This window comes from uncultured Azohydromonas sp., from assembly GCF_937926365.1.
GTDB lineage: Bacteria > Pseudomonadota > Gammaproteobacteria > Burkholderiales > Burkholderiaceae_C > Azohydromonas.
In genome coordinates, this window is the sequence record NZ_CALAOH010000056.1 from 22,489 (window position 1) to 48,376 (window position 25,888).

23 protein-coding genes are annotated in these 25,888 nt (G+C 70.4%); 13 read left to right on the forward strand and 10 right to left on the reverse strand.

Annotation, left to right across the window (positions count from 1 at the left end; translation table 11 throughout):
* Positions 1–64 precede the first annotated feature (64 nt).
* From Q0741_RS06070 to Q0741_RS06080, 3 genes are all read left to right on the forward strand, one after another.
* Entirely contained in the window at positions 65–631 is a 567-nt protein-coding gene (locus Q0741_RS06070) for an NUDIX hydrolase (RefSeq protein ID WP_298232300.1), read from the forward strand.
* 331 nt (positions 632–962) lie between these two features.
* Positions 963–1,310, forward strand: a complete 348-nt coding sequence (locus Q0741_RS06075; RefSeq protein ID WP_298232301.1) for a hypothetical protein — start codon at positions 963–965, stop codon at positions 1,308–1,310.
* A gap of 116 nt (positions 1,311–1,426) precedes the next feature.
* Positions 1,427–2,761 carry an MgtC/SapB family protein gene (locus Q0741_RS06080; protein WP_298232302.1) on the forward strand — a complete coding sequence of 445 codons (1,335 nt, stop codon included), beginning with the start codon at positions 1,427–1,429 and terminating at the stop codon, positions 2,759–2,761.
* A gap of 67 nt (positions 2,762–2,828) precedes the next feature.
* Here the strand turns inward: Q0741_RS06080 and Q0741_RS06085 are convergent, their stop codons facing one another.
* The 4 genes from Q0741_RS06085 to Q0741_RS06100 form a co-directional block, all read right to left on the reverse strand.
* Positions 2,829–3,587: an NAD-dependent deacylase gene (locus Q0741_RS06085; protein ID WP_298232303.1), complete on the reverse strand. Its 759-nt coding sequence runs from the start codon at positions 3,585–3,587 to the stop codon at positions 2,829–2,831.
* Between the two features lie 17 nt (positions 3,588–3,604).
* On the reverse strand, positions 3,605–4,342 hold the full coding sequence (gene rlmB, locus Q0741_RS06090; protein WP_298232304.1) for a 23S rRNA (guanosine(2251)-2'-O)-methyltransferase RlmB: 738 nt from the start codon (positions 4,340–4,342) through the stop codon (positions 3,605–3,607).
* A gap of 98 nt (positions 4,343–4,440) precedes the next feature.
* On the reverse strand, positions 4,441–5,895 hold the full coding sequence (locus Q0741_RS06095; RefSeq protein ID WP_298232305.1) for a hypothetical protein: 1,455 nt from the start codon (positions 5,893–5,895) through the stop codon (positions 4,441–4,443).
* 141 nt (positions 5,896–6,036) lie between these two features.
* Positions 6,037–6,756, reverse strand: a complete 720-nt coding sequence (locus tag Q0741_RS06100; protein WP_298232306.1) for a DUF1624 domain-containing protein — start codon at positions 6,754–6,756, stop codon at positions 6,037–6,039.
* A 61-nt stretch (positions 6,757–6,817) separates the two neighbouring features.
* Between Q0741_RS06100 and Q0741_RS06105 the strand changes: the two genes are divergently transcribed.
* The 5 genes from Q0741_RS06105 (at position 6,818) to Q0741_RS06125 (ending at position 11,915) form a co-directional block, all read left to right on the forward strand.
* Positions 6,818–7,945, forward strand: coding sequence for a trypsin-like peptidase domain-containing protein (locus Q0741_RS06105; protein WP_298232307.1), 1,128 nt, complete (start codon positions 6,818–6,820; stop codon positions 7,943–7,945).
* A 74-nt stretch (positions 7,946–8,019) separates the two neighbouring features.
* Positions 8,020–8,604, forward strand: coding sequence for an NAD(P)H-dependent oxidoreductase (locus Q0741_RS06110; protein ID WP_298232308.1), 585 nt, complete (start codon positions 8,020–8,022; stop codon positions 8,602–8,604).
* A 49-nt stretch (positions 8,605–8,653) separates the two neighbouring features.
* Complete coding sequence (locus Q0741_RS06115) at positions 8,654–10,660, forward strand: U32 family peptidase (protein WP_298232309.1); 2,007 nt, start codon at positions 8,654–8,656, stop codon at positions 10,658–10,660.
* Between the two features lie 79 nt (positions 10,661–10,739).
* The gene (locus Q0741_RS06120; RefSeq protein WP_298232310.1) at positions 10,740–11,123 is read left to right on the forward strand and encodes a hypothetical protein; all 384 of its coding nucleotides are present in this window, start codon (positions 10,740–10,742) and stop codon (positions 11,121–11,123) included.
* 108 nt (positions 11,124–11,231) lie between these two features.
* Complete coding sequence (locus Q0741_RS06125; RefSeq protein ID WP_298232311.1) at positions 11,232–11,915, forward strand: hypothetical protein; 684 nt, start codon at positions 11,232–11,234, stop codon at positions 11,913–11,915.
* 22 nt (positions 11,916–11,937) lie between these two features.
* On the opposite strand, the gene Q0741_RS06130 is transcribed toward Q0741_RS06125, so the two are convergent.
* The 5 genes from Q0741_RS06130 to purL form a co-directional block, all read right to left on the reverse strand.
* The gene (locus Q0741_RS06130) at positions 11,938–12,753 is read right to left on the reverse strand and encodes a universal stress protein (RefSeq protein ID WP_298232312.1); all 816 of its coding nucleotides are present in this window, start codon (positions 12,751–12,753) and stop codon (positions 11,938–11,940) included.
* 150 nt (positions 12,754–12,903) lie between these two features.
* Positions 12,904–14,688, reverse strand: a complete 1,785-nt coding sequence (locus Q0741_RS06135; protein ID WP_298232313.1) for a diguanylate cyclase — start codon at positions 14,686–14,688, stop codon at positions 12,904–12,906.
* Positions 14,689–14,892: 204 nt separating this feature from the next.
* Positions 14,893–15,099 carry a SlyX family protein gene (locus Q0741_RS06140; protein WP_298232314.1) on the reverse strand — a complete coding sequence of 69 codons (207 nt, stop codon included), beginning with the start codon at positions 15,097–15,099 and terminating at the stop codon, positions 14,893–14,895.
* Positions 15,100–15,104: 5 nt separating this feature from the next.
* The gene (locus Q0741_RS06145; RefSeq protein ID WP_298232315.1) at positions 15,105–15,509 is read right to left on the reverse strand and encodes a cupin domain-containing protein; all 405 of its coding nucleotides are present in this window, start codon (positions 15,507–15,509) and stop codon (positions 15,105–15,107) included.
* A 173-nt stretch (positions 15,510–15,682) separates the two neighbouring features.
* Complete coding sequence (purL, locus tag Q0741_RS06150; RefSeq protein WP_298232316.1) at positions 15,683–19,666, reverse strand: phosphoribosylformylglycinamidine synthase; 3,984 nt, start codon at positions 19,664–19,666, stop codon at positions 15,683–15,685.
* 119 nt (positions 19,667–19,785) lie between these two features.
* On the opposite strand from purL, the gene map reads away from it, so the two are divergent.
* From map to Q0741_RS06175, 5 genes are all read left to right on the forward strand, one after another.
* A complete protein-coding gene (gene map / locus Q0741_RS06155) occupies positions 19,786–20,619 on the forward strand; it encodes a type I methionyl aminopeptidase (protein ID WP_298232317.1) in 834 nt (277 codons plus the stop codon).
* A 39-nt stretch (positions 20,620–20,658) separates the two neighbouring features.
* Positions 20,659–23,310, forward strand: a complete 2,652-nt coding sequence (locus Q0741_RS06160; protein WP_298232318.1) for a [protein-PII] uridylyltransferase — start codon at positions 20,659–20,661, stop codon at positions 23,308–23,310.
* A gap of 104 nt (positions 23,311–23,414) precedes the next feature.
* A complete protein-coding gene (gene mnmH / locus Q0741_RS06165) occupies positions 23,415–24,476 on the forward strand; it encodes a tRNA 2-selenouridine(34) synthase MnmH (RefSeq protein ID WP_298232319.1) in 1,062 nt (353 codons plus the stop codon).
* 51 nt (positions 24,477–24,527) lie between these two features.
* A complete protein-coding gene (locus Q0741_RS06170) occupies positions 24,528–25,322 on the forward strand; it encodes a DUF2189 domain-containing protein (RefSeq protein WP_298232320.1) in 795 nt (264 codons plus the stop codon).
* An 89-nt stretch (positions 25,323–25,411) separates the two neighbouring features.
* On the forward strand, positions 25,412–25,630 hold the full coding sequence (locus Q0741_RS06175; protein WP_298232321.1) for a DUF2788 domain-containing protein: 219 nt from the start codon (positions 25,412–25,414) through the stop codon (positions 25,628–25,630).
* Between the two features lie 124 nt (positions 25,631–25,754).
* Here the strand turns inward: Q0741_RS06175 and Q0741_RS06180 are convergent.
* On the reverse strand, positions 25,755–25,888 hold a 134-nt coding region (locus tag Q0741_RS06180; RefSeq protein ID WP_298232323.1), incomplete at its 5' end, for an SDR family oxidoreductase.

The following is a 25,888-nucleotide window of genomic DNA, read 5'->3' on the forward strand; positions in this document are numbered from 1 at the left end:
ACGACCGCATGAGGCACGCCATCCCCGTGCGGCGGCCCCTACCAAACCAAGCGCGAGGGAGCGGATGAACGAATCGATTCCACACGGCGAAACGCCGGAAATCGTCTGCACCGGTTCCAGGGTCGTGTACCAGAACCGCTGGATCAAGGTTCGGGAAGACGCCATCGTCCGGGCCGACGGCACGCCCGGTATCTACAGCGTGGTGGAACGGGCCGATTTCGCGGCGATCGTGGCCATCGAAGCCGGGCAGATTTATCTGGTCGAGCAGTTCAGGTATCCGGTCGGCGGGCGGCATTGGGAATTGCCGCAGGGCGCCTGGGAAGACGACCCCGGCAAATCGCCGGAGGAAGTGGCCCGCGGCGAATTGCGCGAGGAAACCGGGCTGGTGGCCGGCAAGATGCACCACGCCGGCTCGATGTTCATCGCCTACGGCCTGTGCACGCAGCGCTGCAACGTCTTCCTGGCAACGGAATTGACGCACCAGGGCCAGCAACTCGATGCCGAAGAAGCCGGGCTGATATGCCGCCCTTTTCCCCTGCCCGAATTCGAGAACATGCTGCGGGACGGCGTGATCCAGGATGGGGTGACGATGGCAGTGTTCGGGTTGTTGAGGTTGAAGGGGCTGGTTTGATCCAGTCTGGCGCAGCACGGAGAAGCCCGGGCGGTGCCCCATCAGTCCGCCATTCCCGCGAAGGCGGAAACCCAGGAGTCCCTCAGACCGGCCGCCCACCGCATGGCGGCACGGACTCGACTTGATGTGCTCATTTATCTTTCGTGAACTTTTCACGACGGCACATTTTGAATGGCATCTCCCGCCTGGCATCCATCGCCGAAATAGCAGTAACACCCAATCATGCCACTGCGCTCCCATTCGCAAGTGCGCCGTGGGCTCGCTGGTCTGCATCAGCAATTTTCTGGATGACCCCATGCGCCGAAACGACACCTGGGACTGAATGGAGAACATGGACCTTGCCGGGGAAGCACGGGCCGGCGTTGATGACAGCCGGAATTCATGTCACTTTGAAAAAGTGCCTCACCATACTCAGTTGACACCAGGCATCGCCACCATTTCAGGAACCCTCATGAAAAACGATCAACTAGAACTCGATATTGCCGAACAAGTCAAATTCATACTGCTCCCCTATCTTCAGAAATTTCACAACTACCACATTGATGCATCCGTTGGCGAGGTCGAGATCAGAGAGCGGGTCAACGGCAAGAAAACATCAAAAACTCTCATTCTGAGAGCCGCAATCGATCATGAGAGCAAGCATATTTTCAATCCAAACACACAACTCCTGAATTCATGAGATGCCATGGCACTGGCAAGAATCCATACCAACAACCCTTGACCGTTGCGCACTGCGCACCAATCCCTTAATTCACTTGCGCTAAGGTCACCCAAAAGACTCCCTCGCCTGAACCGATGTCCGATCACCTCCCCGGCCTGCCCACGGCCCAATGGCCGTACCTAGAAATCCTGGTTCGATTGGCGCTGAGCCTGGCCCTGGGGCTGCTGATCGGGCTGGAGCGCGAGCGCCGCGGCAAGGAGGCGGGACTGCGCACCTTCGGCTTCATCTGCCTGCTGGGCGCGCTGGGCGGCTCGCTGGGCACGGCCTTCTCGCTGCTGGTGCTGGGGCTGGTCGGGCTGCTGGTGGTCTTCCTCAACATCCAGACGCTACGCGCCGACGAGGGCACCGAGCTCACGACCTCGGCGGCCATGCTGGTGACCTGCATGGCGGGCATCCTGTGCGGCCAGGGCCACACCATCTCGCCGGCGGCGGTGATGGTGATCGCCACGGCCCTGCTGGCCTGGAAGGAGCGCCTGGCGGGCTTCTCCATGGGCCTGACCGAGAGCGAACTGCGATCGGCGCTGCTGCTGGCCATCTTGGCCATCGTCATCTACCCGGCGCTGCCGCGCGGCGCGGTGGACCCGTGGCACCTGGTGGAGCCGCGCGCGGCCTGGGTGACGGTGATCCTCATCGCGGCCATCGGCTTCGTGAACTACGTGCTCTGGAAGCTCTACGGCGACCGCGGCACGGAGCTGTCAGGCTTCCTGGGCGGGCTGGTCAACAGCAACTTCACCGTCATCGAGCTGTCCTCGCGCGTGCAGCAGGCGCCTCAGACCTTCGTCCAGCCGGCGTACCGGGGCATCCTGCTGGCGACCTCGGCCATGCTGCTGCGCAACGCCAGCCTGCTGCTGATCTTCGCGCCGCTGGTGCTGCTGAGCTCGCTGCCCACCTTCGTGCTGATGCTGTTCATGAGCACGGCGCTGGTGCTGTGGAGCTACCGCCGAGGCCAGGCGCTGCGCCCGGCCTCGCCCGCGACGCTGAAGCTGGAGCTGCCCTTTTCACTGCCGCAGGCGCTGAAGTACGGCGTGGTGTTCCTGGTGCTGCACGTGCTGGGCGGGCTGACGCAGCGCCAGTTCGGCAACATGGGCTTCTACACGGTGAGCGTGCTGGGCGGGCTCATGTCCAGCGCCAGCGCCGTGGCGGCCGCGGCCACGCTGGCCTCGCAGGGCAGCCTGTCGCCCTCGGTCGCGGCGACCGGGGCGGTACTGGCGTCCTTCACCAGCCTGGTGTTCAGCCTGACCTTCGTGCTGCGCACGCGGCACGCGCCACTCATCCGCGGCTTGGCGACGGCGATGCTGTGCGTGGCGCTGGCAGGGGTGATGGGCTTGCTGGTGGCCGGGGCCGCGCAGCCGTGGCTGACGCAGTGGGCGGCGCAGCTGGCACGGCCGGCGGCCGGGTCGCACCCATAGTTCGGCATCCACGCCAACCAGAGCTGGCAAGCCACGGACATGGGCCAGCCCAAGACGGCCGCGGGTTTCAAACTCCTTCCAACACCCCCGGCAACACCCCCGCCGCCGTCCCCCGCAGGCACACATGCGCCTGGTCGTCGATCGCGCTGGGCTGCGGGTTGAGGATCGCCACGTGCGCCCCCGCCTCGTGCGCCACCCGCGCCAGCCCGGCAGCGGGCCACACGGCGCCGGAGGTGCCCACCACCAGCATCACGTCGCACTCGAAGGCCGCGCGCTCCGCCGCCTCCATCGCCCCTTCGGGCAGCATTTCCCCGAACCACACCACGCCCGGGCGCACCAGGTTGCCGCAGGACGGGCACTTCGGCGGACGGCCGGAGACGGCCCTGGAGGTATCCGTCAGGGAAGGCTGGTGCGGGCAGGACTCCAGCCAGCGGTCGAGCAGGATGTCCCCGTGCAGCCGCAGCACCTCGCGGCTGCCGGCGCGCTGGTGCAGGTCGTCCACGTTCTGCGTCACCAGCGTCAGCCGGCCCGGGTGGCGGCGCTCGTAGTCGGCCAGCGCCACGTGGCCGGCATTGGGCTGCGCCCGGCGCACGCCCTCGCGCCGCTCGGCGTACCAGTCCCACACCAGCCCCGGATCGGCGCGGAAACCCGCCTCGCTGGCGAGCTGCATGGGGTCGAACTTCGACCACAAGCCGCTCTGCGCGTCACGGAAGGTGGGAATGCCGCTCTCGGCCGACATGCCCGCCCCCGTGAGCACGCACACTTTCTGCGCCGCACTCAGGCGCTGGCGCAGGTCGGACACGTCGCGGGCGGTGCGGGCATCCATGGAGCGGCTCCCTCGGCTCAGGCGCCGCGCTGGCGCCGCGCCTCGTACAGGCACACGGCGGCAGCCACGGACACGTTCAGGCTCTCGACGGCCCCCTGCATCGGAATGCGGACCAGCTCATCGCAGGTCTTGCGCGTGAGCTGGCGCATGCCCGGCCCTTCCGCGCCCAGCACCAGCGCCACCGGGCCCTTGAAGTCCATGTCGTAGATGGACTTCTCGGCATCCTCCGCCGTGCCGACCACCCAGATGTCGCGTTCCTTGAGCTCGTTGAGGCTGCGCGCGAGGTTCGTGACCATCAGGTACGGCACCGTCTCGGCCGCCCCGCTGGCGACCTTGGCCACCGTGGCATTGAGCCCCACCGCGTGGTCCTTGGGCGCGATCACCGCGTGCGCGCCGGCACCGTCGGCCACGCGCAGGCAGGCGCCCAGGTTGTGCGGGTCGGTCACGCCGTCGAGCACCAGCAGCAGCGGCGGACCTTCCACCTCGTCGAGCACGTCGTCCAGCGAGTGCTGCTGCGCCAGCGCCTGCACCCGCGCCACCACGCCCTGGTGCCGGTGCGTGCCGCACAGCTTGGACAGGCGCTCGTCGTCGCTGTCGATCAGCTTGGCGCCCGCCTCCTTGGCACGCTCCACGAACTGGCGCATGCGCGCGTCGCGCCGCGTGGCATCGACGTGGATCTCGGTGATGGACTGGGGCGCGGTCTTCAGGCGCACCGTGACGGCATGGAAGCCGAATAGCAGCTTGGCGGAACTCATCCGCGGAATTATCGCCGCCGGGGGTCAGGCGCCCCCCGGGCGGAAGTCGCTCGCGCAACCAAGGCCGGGCTGCGATGGCGGCGCGGCCCGGGCGCAGCTCAAGCCTCTACGGCCCATGGCTCCCGCTCCACCACCCGTTCATACCCCCGCTCCGTGCGCCGGATCAGCCCCTCGGCCTCCAACTGCGCCAGGTAGCGCCGCACCATCGGCGCCCCGCAGCGCACTGCCGCCTGCACGCCCCGGATGCTCGGCGCGATCGTGCCGTCGCGCACGCCGGCGCGCACCCGCTCCAGCCGTGCATCGGCGCCGGCGCTGTCCGCCGCCGGCAAGGGTGTGTCCTCAGCCCCGGAGGCCGCCGGCTCGTCCGCTGCCGGCACCACCGCCGCGGGCGCTTCGACCGCCTCGACCTCGTCCCTTGCCACCGCCGCCGACACCGCGCCAGCCGCTTCGCGCACGGCGACGGACACACCCGCCACCCCGCCGGACACATCGGCGGACACACCCACGGCCACACCAGGCACGTCCGCCGCACGGTCCGCAATCACACCTTCGGACACACCGGAATCGCCGCCCGGCAGCGGCGCGGCAGCCGGCTTCGACCGCGGTGACGGCACCCAGCCACCCTGGGAAAAGATCTGCAAGTCCCCGCCCGGCACCACCTGCAGCGGCACCGTCGCCCCCGCCGCCAACGGCACCGCGGCCAGCGCGAAGGAAGCGCCGATCCGACCCGGCGCCACCGGCACGGACACACCGGACACAGCCCCGGACACATCCGGCACCACGGACATGGACACAGGCGCCGCCGCGGACACGCCCACCGGCGTGGCACCCTCCCCTGCCGCGCGCAGCAGCGATCCGGCCGCGCCGAACAGCACCAGCCCCGCCACCGACACCAACAGGCCGCGCGTGACCGAGTAGGCCAGCGCACCTTGCTCACCCAGGATCTGCGTCGTGGTCGGCCGCAGCGCGGCCTGCAGCTCCGCCAGCTCGGCCGTGCGCGCCTGCACCAGCCGCTCGGTTTCCAGCGCCGCGTTCAGCGACTCGGCGGCGGACTGGCGCGAGGCCAGCACCTTCGACTGCGAGGACGCGGCGGCGGCGTTGCGCAGCTCCTCGGCGGTGGCACGCAGCGCGGTGATGGAGGCGCGCAGCTCGATGACGCGCTGCTGGCGCGCCTCGGCGCCCACGTCCGCCGCGCGCGTGATGCCCTGCTGCACCAGCACGATGGTCAGGCACTCGAAGGCCAGCACCGAGACGGCCAGCACCGCCAGGCCCCAGCGCTGCGCGCGCAGGCGTTGGCGGGGCAGCAGCGCGGCCAGCGCGAAGGCCGCCATCTCCAGCACCACCAGCAGCAACGCCGTGGTGCTGGCCAGGGCGCGCGCCGCCTCGTCGGCCTCCAGCGCGCGGGCCCCGAATTCGAAGTAGCGCAGCGTCACCACGCTGGCCCAGCCGCCCAGCCCCGCGCACAGCGCGGCCAGCGCCAGGCAGGCCCAGCGCGGCAGCAGGCCGCCGCGCCCCGGGGCCGCCTTCTTGGAGGCGTTCAGATCGTCGTTCATGGGTTGTCTTGCTCGGTACCGCACCAGGGCCTCAAGGCCGGCCCCGGAAAAAAGGGCGCAAGCCTAACGCGGGCGGCTGACGGGAAGCCGGCAGGCGGTCGGACCGGGACGGTCGCCGGCTTCAGCCCGAACGGAGCACGCTCAAAGGAACGGCTTCACCGCCACGATCAGCCCGATGAGGACCGGCTGGTGCAGCATGTAGAAGCTCAACGGCCAGCGGCCCAGCGCGGCCAGCGGCGCGAACACCCGCGGCAGCGCGCCGCCCAGCAGCGCGCGCCGGTGCGCCAGCAACCACTGGCCGGCGGCCAGGCCCAGCAGCATCACGCCCAGCCAGGGCAGCACCGGCACGAAGTCCTCGGTGATCGGCTTGCGCGTGACCAGCCCGGTCCAGTTCAGCCAGCGGCTGTCGAACACCGGGTGCTGCACGACCTGCGGCAGCAGCAGCGCCACCAGCGCCAGCGGCCACAGCCAGCGGCCCAGCGGCGCCAGCCCGCGCGCCAGGATCAGCATCAGCGCCACGCCGTGCAGCACGCCAAACGAGATCCAGCTGCGCGGGAACATGAACCACGAGCCGGCCGACACCAGCAGCGCGCAACCCGCAATCTGCACCCAGCGCTTCCAGAAGCGCCGCCCGCTCTGCCCCGCCTCGTGCGCCAGCGCCTGCGACATCCCCGCGCACAACAGGAACAGGCTCACGATCGCCGTGCGCTGCCCGGTCCAGAAAGGGTCTTGATAAAAGTTCTGCGGCGGCGACAGCAGCCGGAAGAAGTTGAGGTCGAAGCAGAAGTGGAAGGCCGCCATCCAGAACATGGCGAGGCCGCGCAGGGCGTCGAGGCGATCGAAGCGGTGGGACGACGGCATGGCGGGATCGTAGCGGGCGCCTCCTTATGATCCCCGCTCCGCCGTACACGACTCGTTGCACATGACGCCGCACCGACCCGCCGCCGCGGTCCGCCGCCCCGGCCCTCTGTCCTGCCTGCTGCTGGCCGCCGCCCTGCTGGGCGCCGGGCTGCCGCCCCCCGCCGCGGCCCAGAACCGCTCCCCCGCGCAGCCGCGCGCCGTCACGCCGCGCGGGCCGCTGGATGCCGACGAGCGCAACCACATCGACGTGTTCAAGCGCGTGTCGCCCTCGGTGGTGAACATCACCAGCCTGGCGCTGCAGCGCGATCTGTTCTCGCTCAACGTCTCGCAGGTGCCCACCGGCACGGGCACGGGCTTCGTATGGGACGAGGCCGGGCACATCGTCACCAACTTTCACGTCATTCAGGAGGCCAGCGCCGCGCGCGTGACGCTGGCCGACCAGTCGAGCTACCGCGCCGAGCTGGTGGGTGCCTTCCCCGACCGCGACCTGGCGGTGCTGCGCATCAACGCCAAGGCCAGGCTCACGCCCATCCCCATGGGCAGCAGCCGCGAGCTGCAGGTGGGGCAGAAGGTCTACGCCATCGGCAATCCCTTCGGGCTGGACCAGACCATGACCACCGGCATCGTCAGCGCGCTCAACCGCGAGATCGAGTCCGTGACGCGGCGCAGCATCCGCGGCGTGATCCAGACCGATGCCGCCATCAACCCGGGCAACTCCGGCGGGCCGCTGCTCGACTCGGCCGGGCGGCTCATCGGCGTCAACACCGCCATCTACAGCCCCAGCGGCGGTTCCTCGGGCATCGGCTTCGCCATTCCCGTGGACGAGGTCAACCGCGTGGTGCCGCGGCTCATCCGCGACGGCCGCATCGTGCGGCCCACGCTGGGCATCGCCGCCGGCACCCAGCAACTGACGACGGCCTTGAAGCTGCCCAAGGGCGTGGCGCTGCTGCGCGTCACGCCGGGCGGCCCGGCACAGCGCGCGGGGCTGCAGCCTTTCACCCGCGCGCGCGACGGCGGCATCGAGGCCGGCGACGTGATCACCGCCGTCAACGGCGAGCCGGTGACGGACTTCGACGACCTGCTCAACGAGCTGGAGCGCTTCCAGGGCGGCGACACCGTGACGCTGAGCGTGTGGCGCGCGGGCCGCACGCGCCAAGTCAGCGTGCGGCTGGCCACGGGCGAGAGCTGACCCGGGAGACACCCGCCCGCGCGCCTTGACGAGAGCTAACCCCGCCCGGGTGGAACCCTGAGAGCATCTCGGCCATGACACGCATCCTGATCCTCCAAGGCCACCCGGACGCCAGCCAGCCGCACTTCAACCACGCCCTGGCCGACGCCTATGGCCGCGGCGCGGAGGACCACGGGCATGACGTGCGGCGCATCGACGTGGCGAAGCTGGACTTCCCGCTGCTGCGCGACCCCGAGCAGTGGATGCACGGGGCGGTGCCACCAGGGCTGGTGGAGGCACAGCACGCCATCGGTTGGGCGCAGCACCTGGTGATCTTCTTTCCGCTGTGGCTGGGCGGGGTGCCGGCGCTGCTCAAAGGGTTCCTGGAGCAGGTGGCGCGGCCGGGCTTCGCCTTCCATCCCGAGGGCAAGAACCCGCTGGCCAACAAGGGCCTCACCGGCCGCTCCGCGCGCGTGGTGGTGACCATGGGCATGCCGGCGCTGATCTACCGCTTCTACTTCCGCGCCCACAGCCTGCGGGCGCTGGAGCGCAACATCCTCGGCTTCGTGGGCATCGCGCCCATCCACGAGACGCTGATCGGGCGCCTCGGCGAGCTTTCCGACAGGCAGCGCGCCGATTGGCTCAAGAAGCTGGAGAAGCTGGGGCAGCAGGCCGGCTGACACCCCCGACTGCGGGATTCCCCTCCCCCGCCGCTACCATGCGCGCCCTATGAGCGCGCAGCACCGATCCCGTCAACTCGAACTTCTCTCCCCGGCCCGCGATGCCGACATCGGCATCGAGGCCGTGAACCACGGGGCCGATGCCGTGTACATCGGCGGCCCGGGCTTCGGTGCCCGAGCCTCGGCCGGCAACCCGGTGCAGGACATCGAGCGGCTGGCGAAGCACGCCCACCGCTTCGGCGCCAAGGTGTTCATCACCCTCAACACCATCCTGCGCGACGACGAGCTCGAAGGCGCGCGCCGCATGGCCTGGGACGTTTACCACGCCGGCGCCGATGCGCTGATCGTGCAGGACATGGGGCTGCTGGAGCTGGACCTGCCGCCGCTGCAGCTGCACGCCAGCACGCAGTGCGACATCCGCAGCGTGGAGAAGGCGAAGTTCCTGGCCGAATCGGGCTTCGCGCAGGTCGTGCTGGCGCGCGAGCTCACCCTGCCGCAGATCCGCGCCGTGGCGGACGCGCTGCCCAGGGACACGGTGATCGAGTTCTTTATCCACGGCGCGCTGTGCGTGGCCTACAGCGGCCAGTGCTACGTCAGCCACGCCTTCACCGGTCGCAGCGCCAACCGTGGCGACTGCTCGCAGGCCTGCCGCCTCCCCTACACCGTGACGGACACCCAGGGCCGCATCGTGGCGCACGACAAGCACGTGCTCTCGATGAAGGACAACAACCAGTCCGCCAACCTCGCCGCGCTGGTGGACGCGGGCGTGCGCAGCTTCAAGATCGAGGGGCGCTACAAGGACATGGGCTACGTGAAGAACATCACCGCCCACTACCGCCGGTTGCTCGATGAGGTGCTGGAGCAGCGCCCCGCGCTGTCACGGGCCTCCAGCGGGCGCACCACCTTCTTCTTCGAGCCGGACCCGGACCGCAACTTCAACCGCGGCGCCACCGATTACTTCGTCAACGGCCGCCAGGACGACATCGGCGCCTTCGACACGCCCAAGCACGCCGGGCTGCCGCTGGGCTACGTGGCCAAGCTGGGCAAGGACCACATCGAGGTCGTGCTCGACGAGGGCGTGGGCGCGCTCAACAACGGCGACTCCATCACCTGGTTCGACCTGCAGCAGGCGCTGCAGGGCGTGCAGGTCAACACGGTGGAGCCGCTGGACGAGGCGGGCCGGCGCTGGCGCGCCTTCCCCAAGGAGCCGGTGTCCGCGCTCAAGGACCTGAAGCGGGACACGGTGCTGCTGCGCAACCGCGACATGGCCTGGGAGCGGCAGCTGAAGAAGAAGTCGGCGGACCGGCGCATCGCGGTGGACCTGCACTTCGAGGAGACGCCGGACGGCTTCGCGCTCTCGCTCACCGATGAGGACGGGCACTACGCGCGCGTCGAGGCCGCGCATGCGCACGAGCGCGCGCAGCACGCGGAGCGCGTGGAGCCGCAACTGCGCGATCAGCTGGCCAAGCTGGGCACGACGATCTTCGAGCCGCGCGAGCTCACGCTGCGGCTGTCGCGCCCGTGGTTCGTGCCGGCGGGTTTCATCAACGCGCTGCGCCGCGACGCCGTGGCGGCGCTGGAGGCGGAGCGCGAGGCCTGCCGCGAGCGGCTGCTGCCCGCCGAGCCGGTGTCGCCGCCGGTGCCCTACCCCGAGGACACGTTGAGCTACCTGGCCAACGTCTACAACCGCAAGGCGCACGACTTCTACGTGAAGCACGGCGTGAAGCTGGTGGAGGCGGCGTACGAGAGCCACGAGGCGCTGGGCGAGGCGAGCCTGATGATCACCAAGCACTGCGTGCGCTTCAGCTTGAGCCTGTGCCCGAAGCAGGCCAAGGGCGTGACGGGCGTGCAGGGCACGGTGCGCGCCGAGCCGCTGACCATCACGCACGGCGACGAGGTGCTGACGCTGCGCTTCGACTGCAAGCCCTGCGAGATGCACGTGGTGGGCCGCATCAAGAAGAACGTGCTGCAGCAGGCCAAGGCGGCGGAAAAGGCCAGCCTCAAGGCGGAGCCGATGGTGTTCTACCGGACGCGGCCGGCGGCGCCGGGGCGGTGAGCGCCAGCCGGGTACGGCGCCCAACGAGGCATGCCGGTTGCCTCCCTGCGGTGAAACCCTCTTCCACAAGGACAGCACCATGCCCACGAACCGCAACCGTCTCCTCGCGCTCGCCCTGGCCGCCTTCTCCGCGACGGCCTTTGCCCAGAACACCACCACGACGCCCGACAGCACCATTGGCGTCACGCCGTCCGAAGCCCGGGAGGCCATGAAGGAGGCCGTCCCGCGCTCGGACACCGCCACCGTGACCCGCACCGACGAGTCCGCGGCCGACAAGGCACGTCGCGCGGGAGACGCCACGGCCGACGCGCTCACCCCCGGACGCGACCGCGATACCAGCAGCGCCACCGGCTCGACCAGCAGCACCATGGGCGCCGGCACCGGCAGCGGCTCGGCCGCCACCACCGGGTCCGGCTCCGCCGACGCCCAGGCCACGCGCCCGGCCCGGGCGGACCGGCACTGAGCCGGGACTTGTTGCCGTTGACGCACGGGTTTCCGGCCGTGCGTTCAACGCACGGCGCGAGCCCGGCGGACCGGCGGCCATGACGGGTCCGCCCCACCCTGCAACGTGATGCGATCGCTTCACGGACTCCGCCAAGCCCTGGCCCCTTGGCTGGCCGGACCCGGCGCCACCGTGGGCGTGCTGGCGGGCGGCTGCGCGCTGCTGCTGGCCGGCCCGGGCGTGGCCGCGCCGGTGGCCGTCGCGGGGATGGCGGCGGCGCGGCGTCTCATCCGCCACCGGCCGATGACGGCGCGGGAACGGGATTTCGCAGCCCAGGTCTTCGGCCCTTCCCTGCCGCGATCGGGGCGGATCGTGATCACGGACCTGGCCGGGCTGGGCGGCAGCTGCTTCGTGGTGCCGGCCATCGACGGCCAGATCCTGGTGAACCTGGGCCGCGGCGCCTACGAGGACCCGGTTGCCTTCCGCTGTCCCGGCTATCCCGGCGCCGGAAAGCTATTCATCCACGAGCTGGCCCACGCCTGGCAACTGGCCCACGGCGAGTACTTCCCACGGCTGGGCCGGCGCCTGCTGGCCGGGCCGTGGGCCGGCCATGCCTTCTACCGGCCACCGGCGGGGCTCGCGCCGCCTTGGCCGCCGCTGAACCTGGAGCAGCAGGCGACCGTGGTCGATGAGTGGTTCTGCCCGGGCCCGCTGGGGCCACCCGGCTGGTCCGGCACGCCGGGGATGTCCGAGGCGCATCCCTACTGGCCCTACGTGCGCGACGTGGTGCGCGCGGCGCCGCGGCGGGCGTGAGCGCCGCGCCCACGCCGGGCGCTCAGTGCGACATCAGCACCGGCACCGTCATGGCGCCGAACACCGAGCGGCTGGCGCCGCCCAGCAGCCGCTCGCGGGTACGGCTGCGGCCGTAGCAGCCCATGACGATCAGGTCCACGCCCAGGTCCGCCGCGCGCGACAGCATCAGCTCGCCCACCTGTCCCTCGTCGCCACCCTCGGCATGGAACTGCGCCTCGATGCCGTGGTGCTGCAGCAACGGCCGCAGCTCTGACGGGTCGCTGCCCCAGGACACCACATGCACCTCGGCCCCCGGCTGCAGCAGCGCCAGCGCCGCGGACAGCGCCCGCGCGGCCTCGCGGGAAGCCTTCCAAGCCACCAGCACGCGCCGGCCCACGTCGTGATAGCGGCCCGCGAAGGGCACCAGCAGCGCCGGACGGCCGCTGTCGATCACCACCTCCTCGGCGAAATCCGGCGCAACGCCGGCGGCGTCGGAGCTATCGGGATCGTGCTGGCCGATCACGACCAGGTCGTGCAGCAGCGCTTGGCGGGCGAACACCTCGGCCATGGGCGCGGTGGCATGCAGCTCGGACCAGTTGAGCCTGGACTGGCCCGCGGCCGCCGCCTCGAACCAGGCGCGCGCCTGCGCACGGCGCTCCTCGTCGCGCTGCACGTCCTGCATGGTCAGCCCGCCACCGCCCATGGGCAGCGGCATGAGGCTGGTGCCGCTGGGCGCGGCGGCGTACAGCGCCAGCAGTCCGGCGTCCAGGCGCTGGGCCAGGCGGCAAGCCAGGGTAAGGCGGTCGCGGCTCTGGGGCGCGGCGTCCAGGTGCAGCAGGATCGAGGCAATGGTTTTCATGACAGGGGCTCCCATGGTCGATGCGGCAGCCCTCCGGGCCGCCACCGCGCGCAAGCCTGGAGGCAAGGGGTGGGCCGGTCCAAGCTGTGGGAAGCCCGGATTGCGCCTGCCACACCGTGCCGTCCCGCACGGCAGCGCGCAGCCGCCGGCTCAGGGCGCCAGGCCCGCGGCGCACACCCGGTTGCGGCCCGCATGCTTGGCGCCGTACAGCGCCCGGTCGGCAGCCGCCAGCAGCGCCGCCTCGTTGAGGCCATGGGCTGGATACCCGGCCACGCCGAAGGACATGGTCACCTCACAGGGCAACAGGTGTCCCGGCTGTTCGCACAGGCCCGCCACCGCGCTGCGCAACCGCTCGGCGCACTGCAGCGCCTCGTCCAGGCCGGTATGCGGCAACAGCACCACGAACTCCTCGCCGCCGTAGCGGCACACCGTATCGGTGCCTCGCACCTGGCGCACCAGGGCGTGTGCCACCTGGCGCAACACCTCGTCACCCACCTCGTGGCCATAGGTGTCGTTGAAGCGCTTGAAGTGGTCGACGTCGCACACCATCACGCTGAAGTCTTGGCCGTAACGCTGTGCGCGTTCCGTCTCCACGGCCACCAGCGACTGCAGCTTGCGCCGATTCGCCAGGCCCGTGAGCCCGTCGTGCTCCGCCAGCACCTGCAGCTCGCGGTTGGCGTGCTCCAGGTCCTCGGCAATGGCCCGGACGAAGTGCTGGAAGCGCGACAGGATGCGCGCATGACTGCGCGCGTACACGTCGCGCGACGTGGTCACGGCGTCCGACTCCAACGCCGGAACGCCGTCGCGCGGGCCCTCGCGCAACGCGACCACGAGCAGGGTGCTCGTCATCAGCGGGCTGCTGTGGCCCAGGTCGCAGAACTCGCCGTAGGTGAAAAAGCCCGCGGTGGGCGCCATCGTCTCGTAGGGACGCAGCTCCAGCTCCACGTCCTGCTGCATCACGAAGAAGCGGCAATTGCACGAGTACAGCAGGATGGCCTGGGGCTCGAACACCCGCACCGCGGCCTGCGTGCCGCGCGCGCGCTCGACGATGCCGTCCAGATGCGCGTAGCCGAATTGCAGCTCCTCACCTTCCCGCACGTCGCCGATGTACTCGATGGCGCCGCCGGGCAAGGCGTGACGCGGCACGCGCGCCAGCAGATGCCCGTCACGCTCGACCAGCAGCGGGAACTCCATGGCGTTGAGAAACAGCTGATCGTCGTCGCCGATGCCCAGGTAGTGGCGATAGACGTCCAGCGCGGGCTGGTCATCGATGGTCTCGATCACGAAGCGGCTGGCGCGGGTGGCACGCATGCGCTTGCCCATGGGCTCCCAGCCCAGGTAGGCCTGGCGCAGCACCTCCAGGTCATCGCCATACAGGCCCACGCCCACATAACCCTGGTCCAGCACGCGCTGCCCGTGCAGCACCAGCGTGCGGCCCAGTTGCACGCTGTCGGCCGCGGCGCCACCAAACAGCGGCAGGCCCGGCGCCTGGCCGTGCAGCGCCTGCAGCAGCAGGCCGGTATCGAGGTCGGTGCCTGTGCCCAGCAGCAGCAGCCCCTTGAGCGGCGCCGCTGCCGGCGCCGCGAGGTCGGCCGCGAGGCGCGCGGCCACCGCGGCTTCCTGTCCCGGCGCGCAGTCGTACGCCACCGCATGCAGCTCGGCGGTGTGGAACAGCAGCAGCGAAAGGACATTGCTGGCCGAGCGCACCTGTCCGCCACAAATCTCACCGGCGGTGCTGGCCCCCACGACCACGATGCGGGCATCGACGCCGGCCACACGCGCGGCCACGGCCTGCGCCCAGTCGTCCTCGGTCCGTGAGACGAACACCTGCGCCAGCACGCTGCGGGCTGAACCGAGCTTGCCGCGCAGCGGCGCCGCGGACAGGAGGAGGTCGAGCTCCTCCAAGGTGTCGAAAAAACCCGCGTACTGCTCCATGACGGCACCTTGTCTCCACTGCTTGTCCGGGTCCGGCGGTGCCGGCCCGGCGTCAGCAGATGTTCGGCAACCGGCAGGCCGCAATGAGTCGCGGCACCCTGCACCCGCCCCGAAACAGCGCTTAGTTCACAAAACGATCACGCGGCGCACGGGGCTGGCGCCGGCCTTCGCGATGGAGCCTGCCGGGCAGGGGTTCGGCTCGGCTCAGTAATGCGGCGGCAACTCGTCGCGCAGGCTGCGCGGCGTGCCCGCCGCAGGGAGCTGTTCCTGCAGCGCGCGCAACTGCTGCATCAGGTGCTGGATCTGCATCTGCTGGCGCGCCACGGTGCGGTTGAGCTCTTCCAGCAGGTCGTCGGCGAAGCTGGCCTTGATCTCCAGGGCTTCGAGGCGGCGGTCGGTTTCGGCGTCCATGAGTCTCAGGTTTGGGCGGGCGGCCAGGGCTGCACCTTGTCGGCTTCCGCCGGGTCGTTGCGCGCCACCACGGCGCGGGCGGGCGTGTCGGGGCTCAGGTTGATGGCCTGGTGCGGCACGCCGGGCGGCACGAACAGGAATTCGCCCGCCTCGCTCACCACCGAGTGCTGCAGCCGCTCGCCCCAGCGCGTCTCCACCCGGCCCTCCAGCACGTAGATGCCGGTTTCGTAGCCCAGGTGCACATGGGGCTGCGAGGAGGCGCCAGGCGGGATCACCACCAGGTGCATCGCCAGCCCGGTGGCACCCACGGTCTGGCCCGACAGGCCGGTGAAGTACGGCAGGCGCTGCGTGGTCATGACCTCGCGGTCGGGACGCACGGCCTGCACGGCGGGAGAAGCGGACTCGGTCATGGCGGCTCCGGCGGGAAGTCGAAGCGGCATTGTGGCCACCCCTCCAGACCCGTTCGTACTGACCCTTCGGCACCTCAGGACAGGGCGCGATGGCGGCACGCCGGCGAGGGCCGTTCACCCTTCGATACCTCAGGGCGAACGGAAATCGCGTCAGTGACGAGCGGAAAAAGAGATCAGCCCACCCACTTGCGCGCGTTGCGGAACATGCGCATCCAGGGGCTGAAGCCCTCCACCCCTGCCCCGCTCCAGCTCATCTGCGCGTTGCGGAACACGCGCTCCGGGTGCGGCATCAGCGCGGTGAAGCGGCCGTCGGCGGTGGTCACACCCGTCAGGCCGCCGGGGCTGCCGTTGGGGTTGAAGGGGTACTGCTCGGTGGGCTGGCCGTGGTGGTCCACGAAGCGCAGCGCGCGCACCACCGCGCCGGCGTCGCCGCGCTGCGAGAAGTCCGCAAACCCCTCGCCGTGCGACACGGCGATGGGCAGGCGGCTGCCGGCCATGCCCTGCAGGAACACGGACGGGCTCTCCAGCACCTCCACCAGGCTCAGCCGCGCCTCGAACTGCTCGCTCTTGTTGCGCGTGAACTTCGGCCAGGCCTGCGCGCCCGGGATGATCGGCGCCAGCGCCGCCAGCATCTGGCAGCCGTTGCACACGCCCAGCGCGAAGGTGTCCTGGCGCCCGAAGAAGGCGGCGAACTGCTCGGCCAGCTCGGGGTGGAACATGATGGTCCGCGCCCAGCCCTCGCCCGCGCCCAGCGTGTCGCCGTAGCTGAAGCCGCCGCAGGCGATGAAGGCCTGGTACTGGTCCAGCCGGGTGCGGCCGGCCAGCAGGTCGCTCATGTGCACGTCGTAGCTCTCGAAGCCGGCGTGCGCCACCGCGTAGCTCATCTCCACCTGCGAGTTCACGCCCTGCTCGCGCAGGATCGCCACCTTGGGCTGCGCGCCGCGGTTGAGGAACGGCGCGGCGATGTCCTCGGCCGGGTCGAAGCTCAGCTGCAGGTGCAGGCCCGGGTCGTCCTGCGCGCCGGCGGCGGCGTGCTCGGCATCGGCGCAGGCCGGGTTGTCGCGCTGCTGGGCGATGCGCCAGCTCACCTCGTCCCAGGCCTGGTGCAGGTCGCGCAGCGGCGCGGAGAACACGGCCTTGGTGTCGCGCCAGACCTCCATCACGCCGCGGTCGTTGGGCGTGCCCACCACGTGGCTGTGGCGGCTCAGGCCGAACTCGCGCAGCACGGCGATGACGGCGTCACGCTCGCTGCGGCGCACCTGCAGCAGCACACCGGGCTCCTCGTTGAACAGCGCCTTGAGCGTGAGCTCGTTGCGGCGCGCGCTCACGTGCGTGGCCCAGTTCTTGGCGTCGCCGTGGTCGGCGCGGCTGTCGCTGATGCCGTCGCCCTCGGTGACCAGCAGGTCCACGTTCAGGCTGACGCCGCGGTGGCCGGCGAAAGCCATCTCGCAGGCCGCGGCCCACAGGCCGCCGTCGCTGCGGTCGTGGTACGCAAGCAGCTTGCCTTCGGCGCGCAGGCGGTTGACGGCCTGCACCAGCGCCTTGAGGCGCTGCGGGTTGTCGAGGTCGGGCACCGCGTCGCCGAACTGCCGCAGCGTCTGCGCCAGGATCGAGCCGCCCATGCGCGTCTTGCCTTCGGCCAGATCGACCAGGATCAGCGTGCTCTCGCCCTCCTGCAGCTGCGGCGTGAGCGTGCCCCGCACGTCGTCCAGCGTGGCGAAGGCCGAGACGATCAGCGACACCGGCGCCACCACCTGCTTCGCTTCACCGCCGTCGCTCCAGCGCGTGCGCATGGACAGGCTGTCCTTGCCCACCGGCACGCCGATGCCCAGCTGCGGGCAGATCTCCATGCCCACGGCCTTGACGGTGTCATAGAGGGCGGCGTCCTCGCCGGGCTCGCCGCAGGCGGCCATCCAGTTGCAGCTCAGCTTCACGCGCTCCAGCTCGATGGGCGCGGCCAGCAGGTTCAGCACGGCTTCCGCCACGGCCATGCGGCCCGAGGCCGGCGCGTCCACGGCGGCCAGCGGCGTGCGCTCGCCCATGCTCATGGCCTCGCCGCGCAGGCCGGCGTAGTCGGCCAGCGTCACGGCGCAGTCGGCCACCGGCACCTGCCAGGGGCCCACCATCTGGTCGCGGTGCGACAGGCCGCCCACGGTGCGGTCGCCGATGGTGATGAGGAAGCGCTTGGAAGCCACCGTCGGATGGCGCAGCACGTCGAAGGCGGCCTGCTCCAGCATGGCGGCGGAGAGGTCCAGCGGCGCGCCCTGGCGCAACACGCGCTGCACGTTGCGCTGCATCTTGGGCGGCTTGCCCAGCAGCACGTCCATGGGCATGTCGATGGCGCGGTCGCCGCCGGGGCCGTCCTCCAGAACCAGCTCGCGGTCGTCCGTGGCGACACCCACGATGGCGAAGGGGCAGCGCTCGCGCTCGCACATCTGCTCGAAGAGCGGCAGCAGGTCCGGGTTCAGCGCCAGGACGTAGCGCTCCTGGCTCTCGTTGCACCAGATTTCCTTGGGCGCCAGGCCGGACTCCTCCAGCGGCACCTTGCGCAAATCAAAGGTCGCCCCCTTGCCCGCGCCGTCCACCAGCTCCGGGAAGGCGTTGGAGATGCCGCCCGCGCCCACGTCGTGGATGGCCAGGATCGGGTTGTTGTCGCCCAGCGCCCAGCAGTGGTTGATGACCTCCTGCGCCCGGCGTTCGATTTCCGGGTTGCCGCGCTGTACCGAGTCGAAGTCCAGCGCGGCGGTGTTGGTGCCCGCGGCCATGGAGCTGGCGGCGCCGCCGCCCATGCCGATGCGCATGCCCGGGCCGCCCAGCTGCACCAGCAGCGTGCCGGCGCCAAACGGGAGCTTGTGGGTCTGCCCGTCGCTGATGGTGCCCAGGCCGCCGGCGATCATGATGGGCTTGTGGTAGCCGCGGCGCACGCCGTCCACGGTCTGCTCGTAGACGCGGAAGTAGCCGCCCAGGTTGGGCCGGCCGAACTCGTTGTTGAACGCGGCGCCGCCCAGCGGGCCCTCGGTCATGATTTGCAAGGCGCTGGCGATGTGTTCCGGCTTGCCCACCGGGTCCTGCTCCCAGGGCTCGTTCGTGCCGGGCAGGTGCAGGTTCGACACCGAGAAGCCCGTGAGGCCCGCCTTGGGCCGCGCGCCGCGGCCGGTGGCGCCCTCGTCGCGGATCTCGCCGCCGGCGCCGGTGGAGGCGCCCGGGAACGGGGAGATGGCGGTCGGGTGGTTGTGCGTCTCGACCTTCATCAGCACGTGCGCCGCTTCCTGGCGCGCGCCATAGCGCGGGGCATTCGTGAAACCCTCGGGGAGCCAGCGCTCCACCGGGCCGCCTTCCATCACGGCGGCGTTGTCGCTGTAGGCGACGATGCTGTGCTGCGGGTTGGCCTTCTCGGTGTTGCGGATCATTCCGAACATCGACAGGGGCTGCGGCTCGCCGTCGATGATGAATTCCGCGTTGAAGATCTTGTGGCGGCAGTGCTCGGAGTTGGCCTGCGCGAACATCATCAGCTCGACGTCGCTGGGGTTGCGCTGCAGGCCGGTGAAGGCGTTGACGAGGTAATCGATCTCGTCCTCGGACAGCGCCAGGCCGAACTCGGTGTTGGCCTGCTCCAGCGCGGCGCGCCCGCGCCCCAGCACGTCCACGTGCGCCAGCGGTTCGGCCTCGCGCTCGTCGAACAGGTGCGCCGCGGCCTCGCGCTCGAAGGCCACGCTCTCGGTCATGCGGTCATGCAGCAGCAGCGCCGCTTCCTGCAGCTCACGCGGCTCCAGCGGCTTGACGCCGCCCAGCAGCCCGCTCTTGAGCGTGAGGCGGTACTCCGTCACCCGCTCCACGCGATGGATGCCGATGCCGCAGTTGTGCGCGATGTCGGTGGCCTTGGAGGCCCAGGGCGAGACGGTGCCCAGGCGCGGCATCACCACCACCAGGGCGCCGGCGGCCTCGCCGGCGTAGGGGCTGCCGTAGTCCAGCAGCGCGCCCAGCTTGGACTGCGCCTCGGCCGACAGCGGCGCATCGGCCCAGGCCCAGTGCACGTAGCGTGCGCTCACGCCGGTGATGCGGGCGCTGACGGCTTGCAACCGCTGCAGCAGCGCCTGGGCGCGGAAGGACGACAGGGCATTGCCGCCCTCGAAGGAAAACAGGTGTTTGCTGGTCACGCTGGGGAGCTCGCGTCAGGCGCGTCCGTGATGGACGCCATGGGGGCTGCACCTGCGCACCAAATGGCGGCAGATGCGTGCAAACCCGTGATTTTAGAGGGGGGTGAGATAATTTCCCCATGACGATCTCCATCAAGAGCGCTGCCGATGTCGAAGGCATGCGCGTCGCCGGCCGGTTGGCGGCCGAAGTGCTGGACATGCTCACCCCGCACGTGCGCCCCGGCATCACCACCGGCGAGCTCGACAAGCTGGCGCATGACTACATCGTGAACGTGCAGCAGGCCATCCCCGCGCCGCTGAACTACCAGCCCAACGGCTATCCGCCCTACCCCAAGTCGGTCTGCACTTCGATCAACGAACAGGTCTGCCACGGCGTGCCCGGCGAGCGGGCGCTGAAGGTGGGCGACATCGTCAACATCGACGTCACCGTCATCAAGGACGGCTGGCACGGCGACACCAGCCGCATGTACATCGTCGGCGACGGCAGCATCGCCGCGCGGCGGCTGTGCACCATCACCTACGAGGCGATGTGGAAGGGCATCGAGAAGGTGCGTCCCGGCGCGCGGCTGGGCGACATCGGCCACGCCATCCAGATGTTCGCCGAGAGCCAGGGCTTCTCGGTGGTGCGCGAGTTCTGCGGCCACGGCATCGGCCAGCGCTTCCACGAGGAGCCGCAGGTGCTGCACTACGGGCGCCCGGGCACGCTGGAGGAACTGGTGCCGGGGATGGTGTTCACCATCGAGCCCATGATCAACGCCGGCCGGCGCGAGATCAAAGAGGACCGCAAGGGCGGCAAGTACGACGGCTGGACCATCGTCACCAAGGACCGCTCGCTCTCCGCGCAGTGGGAGCACACCGTGCTGGTGACCGACACCGGCTACGAGATCCTGACGCTGTCCGCCGGCACCCCGCCGCCGCCGGCCTTCGTCAAGCAGCCCGCGGCTGCCGCCTGACCGGCCAAGCCGCTTCCCTTCGCTCTTTTTGCCGATCCCATGTCCGCGACCCTGAGCCCGGCCCCGGGCGACCTGGCGACGCTGCGCCAGCAATTCCGCAGCGGCAAGGCCGCGCTGATCCAGGCCTTCCGTGACACGCATCCCAGCGTACCGGCCGCCACGCGGCTGCTGCGCGGGCTCGCGCGCCACGTGGACGCGACGCTGCAGGCACTGTGGCAGCAGTGCGGCCTGCCCGACAGCGCCGCGCTGGTGGCCGTGGGCGGCTACGGCCGCGGCGAGCTCTTCCCCTACTCCGACGTGGACGTGCTGCTGCTGCTGCCCAACGGCTGCGCGGTGTGCGAGGAGCCCGCGGCCACGGCGAGCTGCGGCCCGATGCAGGCGCTGCGTTCGTCCATCGAGAGCTTCATCACCGCCTGCTGGGACATCGGCCTGGAGATCGGTTCCTCGGTGCGCACGCTCGACGAGTGCGTGGACGAGGCCCGGCGCGACGTCACGGTGCAGACCTCGCTGCTGGAATCGCGGCTGGTGTGCGGGCCCAAAAAGCTCTTCGAGCAGTTCCGCAAGACCAGCGAGGCCGCGGTGGACCCCAAGGCCTTCCTGCGCGCCAAGACGCTGGAGATGCGCCAGCGCCACGTCAAGTACGAGGACACGCCCTACGCGCTGGAGCCCAACTGCAAGGAGAGTCCCGGCGGCCTGCGCGACCTGCAGGTGCTGCGCTGGGTGGCGCTGGGAGCCGGGCTGGGCAAGAACTGGCGCGCCATGGCCGCCAACGGCTTGGTCACGCCCTTCGAAGCGCTGCAGCTGCAGCGCAACGAAGGCACCCTGAAGCTCATCCGCGCCCGGCTGCACGTGGTGGCGGGCCGGCGCGAGGACCGGTTGGTGTTCGACCTGCAGACCGCCGTGGCCGAGAGCTTCGGACACCGCGGCACGCGCACGCAGCGCGCGTCCGAGTCGCTGATGCGCCGCTACTACTGGGCCGCCAAGGCCGTGGTGCAGCTCAACCAGATCGTGCTGCTCAACATGGAGGAGCAGATCCAGGGCTCGCGCGACGCGCCGATGCGCCCCATCGACGACCGCTTCCTGGAGCGCGCGGGCATGCTGGAGGTGGCCAGCGACGACCTCTACGAGCGCGATCCCCACGCCATCCTGCAGACCTTCGCGGTGTTCCAGCGCGAGGTCGGCATCAAGGGCCTGTCGGCGCGTACCTGGCGCGCGCTCTACAACGCGCGCGGCCTGATGGACGGCCACTTCCGGCGCGACCCCGCCAACCGCGCCACCTTCATGCAGATCTTGCAGGCGCCCGAGGGCCAGACGCGCACCTTCAGGCTCATGAACCAGAGCTCGGTGCTGGGGCGCTACCTGTGGGTGTTCCGCAAGATCGTGGGCCAGATGCAGCACGACCTGTTCCACGTCTACACCGTGGACCAGCACATCCTGATGGTGCTGCGCAACGTCCGGCGCTTCTTCATGCCGGAGCACGCGCACGAGTACCCCTTCTGCTCGCAGCTGGCGCTGCAGTTCGAGCGGCCCTGGGTGCTCTACATCGCCGCGCTGTTCCACGACGTGGCCAAGGGCCGCGGCGGCGACCATTCCGCGCTGGGTGCGGCAGAGGTGCGCCGCTTCTGCCGCGACCACGGCCTGCCCAAGGAGGACGCGCAGCTGTGCGAATTCCTGGTCGCCGAGCACCTGAGCATGAGCCGCACGGCGCAGAAGGAGGACCTCTCCGACCCCGAGGTCATCCACGCCTTCACGGGCAAGGTGGCCGACGAGCGCACGCTCACCGCGCTGTACCTGCTGACGGTGGCCGACATCCGCGGCACCGGCCCCAAGGTCTGGAACGCCTGGAAGGGCAAGCTGCTGGAGGATCTGTACCGCCTGACGCTGCGCGCCCTGGGCGGCGCCAAGCCTTCCCAGGAGGCCGAGATCGAGGCCCGCAAGGCCGAGGCGCGCTCGCTGCTGGCGCTGGCCTCGCAGCTGCCCGGCACCGAGGGGCCGCTGTGGAAGACGCTGGAGCTGAGCTACTTCGCGCGCCACGACGCCGCCGAGATCGCTTGGCACGCGCGCGCACTGTGGCGCTACGTGGACAGCCCCTCGCCGGTGGTGCGCGCACGGCCCTCCCCCATCGGCGAAGGGCTGCAGGTGCTGGTGTACGCGCCGGACAGGCCGGATCTCTTCGCGCGGCTGTGCGGCTACTTCGACGGCGCGGGCTTCAACATCCAGGACGCCAAGGTGCACACCACGCGCAGCGGTTACGCGCTGGACACCTTCCAGGTCGTGCACCCGCGCCTGGACGAGCCCGGCTCGGCCAGCTACCGCGACCTCACCGCGCTGGTGGAAAACCAGCTCTCGGCGGCGCTGCACGCCAGCGGCCCGCTGCCCGAGCCCAGCCGCGGGCGGGTATCGCGCCGAGTGAAATCCTTCCCCGTGATGCCGCGCGTGTCGCTGCGCCCGGACGAGCGTGCCCAGCGCTGGCTGCTGAGCGTGAGCACCAGCGACCGCTCGGGCCTGCTCTACGCCATCGCCCGCGTGCTGGCGGCGCACCACGTGAACCTGCAGCTGGCCAAGATCAGCACCCTGGGCGAGCGCGTGGAAGACACCTTCCTCGTGGACGGCCCGGAGCTGCAGCACGCGCGCAAGCAGCTGCAGATCGAAAGCGAGCTGCTGGACGCCGCGGCGCCGCTGCCCAATTGACCACCCCGTTCGGGCTGAGCCTGTCGAAGCCCCCTGCCGCATCGCATGGCTGCGGCCCTTCGACAAGCTCAGGGCGAACGGAAAGAGAAGTGAATTCCTGACCCATGTCCCTGACCATCGTGGAGGCCCGCGAAGCCGCCGACCGGCTGGGCGAGTTCGACAGCGTCATCGACGCGCGCTCGCCCAGCGAATTCGCCGAGGACTTCCTGCCCGGTGCCCTGAACTGGCCCGTGCTCGACGACGGTGAACGCCGACTGGTGGGCACGCTCTACAAGCAAGTCTCGGCACTGCAGGCGCGCAAGGTCGGCGCCGCGCTGGTGGCCAAGAACGTTGCGCAGCACATCGAGCGCCATGTGGCCGACAAGCCGCGCGAGTGGCGCCCGCTGGTGTACTGCTGGCGCGGCGGGCAGCGATCGGGGAGCCTGGCGTGGTTCCTGTCGCAGATCGGCTTTCGCACCTTCCAGCTCGCCGGCGGCTACAAGGCCTTCCGCGCCCTCGTGCGCGAGGACCTGGAGCAACTGCCCGCGCGGTTCGACTTCCGCGTGCTGGCCGGACGTACGGGTAGCGGCAAGACGCGGCTGCTGCAGGCGCTGCGCGACCAGGGCGCGCAGGTGCTGGACCTGGAAGCCCTCGCCTGCCACCGCGGCTCGGTGCTGGGCGGGCTGCCCGACAAGCCGCAGCCGCCGCAGAAGCGCTTCGACACCCTGCTGTGGCAGGCGCTGCGCGCGCTGGACCCGGCGCGGCCGGTGTTCGTGGAGAGCGAGAGCCAGAAGGTGGGCAGCGTGCGCGTGCCCGATGCGCTGATCCTGCGCCTGCGCGAGCACGGCCGCTGCACCGTGGTGGAGATGGCCGAGGACGCGCGCGTGGCGCTGCTGCTGGAGGACTACGGCTTCTTCGCGGCCGACCCCGAGCGCTTCTGCCGTCTCATCGACGGCCTGGTGGAGCTGCGCGGGCGCGAAACCGTGCAGCGCTGGCAGCGCCAGGCGCGCGCCGGCGCCTGGTCCGAGGTCTTCGCCGAGATGATGCGCGAGCACTACGACCCGCTGTACCTGCGCTCCATGGACAAGCACTTCCTCCACCTGGCGCAGGCGCCGTGCCTCGTGCTGCGTGACGGAGGCACCGACAACCTGCAGGCGGCCGCTCGCGAGCTGCTGTCGCAGGCTTGAGGCGGCTTAAAGTGGGGCGTCCCCACTTCGGCGACAGTCGCCGCTCCACGCATGCGAACCACTGAACCCGCCATAGAACAGTCCCGCCGCTTCGGCGTGCGGCCCATCCCCGTGCTGCGCCCGCTGGGCTGGCTGGCGCGCGGCTGGCAAGACCTGGTGCACGCACCGCTTCCAGGCCTGGTGCACGGGGTGGCCATGGCCCTGTTCGGCGCCTTGCTGGCGGTGCTGGCGCAGGGGCATGTGTGGCTGCTGGCCGGGGCCTTCTCGGGCTTCTTGCTGGTGGCGCCGCTGCTGGCCACCGGGCTCTATGCCGTGAGCCGCGCGCTGCACAACAAGCGCCAGCCCGCGACGCTGCAGACCGCGCTGCGGGCCTGGAAGCCCGACGACGGACGGCTGATCGTGTTCGGCATCCTGCTGGCCTTCGCGGGCACGGGCTGGGTGATGACCTCCACCTCATTCATTCTGACCTTCGCGCCGGCGGCGGTGCACACGCCGCAGGACTTCCTGCGCCACGTGGTACTGGCCGATGAAGGCAAGCTCTTCGAAGCCTGGCTGCTGCTGGGCGGCGTGCTGGCGGCGCCGGTGTTCGCCTCCTCGGTGGTGGCGATCCCGATGCTGCTGGACCGCCGCGTGGGCGTGCTGGTGGCGGTGCTCACGAGCTGGCGCGTGGTGATGCAGCACCCGCTGCCGCTGGCGCTGTGGGCGGCGCTGATCATGGCGCTGACGCTGGTGGGCATGGCCACGCTGCTGCTGGGCCTGATCGTGGTGGTGCCGTGGCTGGCGCATTCGAGCTGGCACGCCTACCGCGACTTGGTGGACACCTCCCAGTGGCACGAGATGCCTTGAGAACCTGATCGAGAACCGCTGCGGGCAGTTGGGGCCCGGCCGCGCGGCGTGCACGTCAGCCGCGCGGCAGCAGCCTGAAACAACAAACGATGTTCGAATTCAACGAGGAAAACATTGCCCAGCTGGGCCTGACCATCGGCGTCACGGCCTTCATGCTCTACATGGCATTCATCATTTTCCAGCTCGCGCGCGAGTCGAAGGCCGGCAAGTTCGGCACCTTCGTGCTCTTCCTGGCGCTGGGCTTCGGCATGCTGGGCTTCGCGGCCAAGGGGCTGATCAAGTACTTCATGGCGGGGATCGTGGAGTGAGGGCCTGCGGGCCCTGCCCTTCCTGACGCGCCTTCCGCCCGCGCCGATCCAAAGGAAAAGGCCGCGCAATGCGCGGCCTTTTGGTGCTTCGGCACGCGCCCTCGCGGGCGGCGCAGCCTGCGACTTAACCCATGTGCAGGCCGCCGTTGCAGCTGAAGTCGGCGCCGGTGGTGAAGCCCGATTCCTCGCCGGCCAGCCAGGCAACGATGGAGGCGATCTCCTCCGGCGTGCCCAGGCGCTTGATGGGAATGGTGGCCA

Bases quoted from the DNA above. Each gene is read 5' to 3' on its own strand.
- Q0741_RS06070 (WP_298232300.1), top strand. From the start codon at position 65: ATGAACGAATCGATTCCACACGGCGAAACGCCGGAAATCGTCTGCACC.
- Q0741_RS06075 (WP_298232301.1), top strand. From the start codon at position 963: ATGGACCTTGCCGGGGAAGCACGGGCCGGCGTTGATGACAGCCGGAAT.
- Q0741_RS06080 (WP_298232302.1), top strand. From the start codon at position 1,427: ATGTCCGATCACCTCCCCGGCCTGCCCACGGCCCAATGGCCGTACCTA.
- Q0741_RS06085 (WP_298232303.1), bottom strand. From the start codon at position 3,587: ATGGATGCCCGCACCGCCCGCGACGTGTCCGACCTGCGCCAGCGCCTG.
- rlmB (WP_298232304.1), bottom strand. From the start codon at position 4,342: ATGAGTTCCGCCAAGCTGCTATTCGGCTTCCATGCCGTCACGGTGCGC.
- Q0741_RS06095 (WP_298232305.1), bottom strand. From the start codon at position 5,895: ATGAACGACGATCTGAACGCCTCCAAGAAGGCGGCCCCGGGGCGCGGC.
- Q0741_RS06100 (WP_298232306.1), bottom strand. From the start codon at position 6,756: ATGCCGTCGTCCCACCGCTTCGATCGCCTCGACGCCCTGCGCGGCCTC.
- Q0741_RS06105 (WP_298232307.1), top strand. From the start codon at position 6,818: ATGACGCCGCACCGACCCGCCGCCGCGGTCCGCCGCCCCGGCCCTCTG.
- Q0741_RS06110 (WP_298232308.1), top strand. From the start codon at position 8,020: ATGACACGCATCCTGATCCTCCAAGGCCACCCGGACGCCAGCCAGCCG.
- Q0741_RS06115 (WP_298232309.1), top strand. From the start codon at position 8,654: ATGAGCGCGCAGCACCGATCCCGTCAACTCGAACTTCTCTCCCCGGCC.
- Q0741_RS06120 (WP_298232310.1), top strand. From the start codon at position 10,740: ATGCCCACGAACCGCAACCGTCTCCTCGCGCTCGCCCTGGCCGCCTTC.
- Q0741_RS06125 (WP_298232311.1), top strand. From the start codon at position 11,232: ATGCGATCGCTTCACGGACTCCGCCAAGCCCTGGCCCCTTGGCTGGCC.
- Q0741_RS06130 (WP_298232312.1), bottom strand. From the start codon at position 12,753: ATGAAAACCATTGCCTCGATCCTGCTGCACCTGGACGCCGCGCCCCAG.
- Q0741_RS06135 (WP_298232313.1), bottom strand. From the start codon at position 14,688: ATGGAGCAGTACGCGGGTTTTTTCGACACCTTGGAGGAGCTCGACCTC.
- Q0741_RS06140 (WP_298232314.1), bottom strand. From the start codon at position 15,099: ATGGACGCCGAAACCGACCGCCGCCTCGAAGCCCTGGAGATCAAGGCC.
- Q0741_RS06145 (WP_298232315.1), bottom strand. From the start codon at position 15,509: ATGACCGAGTCCGCTTCTCCCGCCGTGCAGGCCGTGCGTCCCGACCGC.
- map (WP_298232317.1), top strand. From the start codon at position 19,786: ATGACGATCTCCATCAAGAGCGCTGCCGATGTCGAAGGCATGCGCGTC.
- Q0741_RS06160 (WP_298232318.1), top strand. From the start codon at position 20,659: ATGTCCGCGACCCTGAGCCCGGCCCCGGGCGACCTGGCGACGCTGCGC.
- mnmH (WP_298232319.1), top strand. From the start codon at position 23,415: ATGTCCCTGACCATCGTGGAGGCCCGCGAAGCCGCCGACCGGCTGGGC.
- Q0741_RS06170 (WP_298232320.1), top strand. From the start codon at position 24,528: ATGCGAACCACTGAACCCGCCATAGAACAGTCCCGCCGCTTCGGCGTG.
- Q0741_RS06175 (WP_298232321.1), top strand. From the start codon at position 25,412: ATGTTCGAATTCAACGAGGAAAACATTGCCCAGCTGGGCCTGACCATC.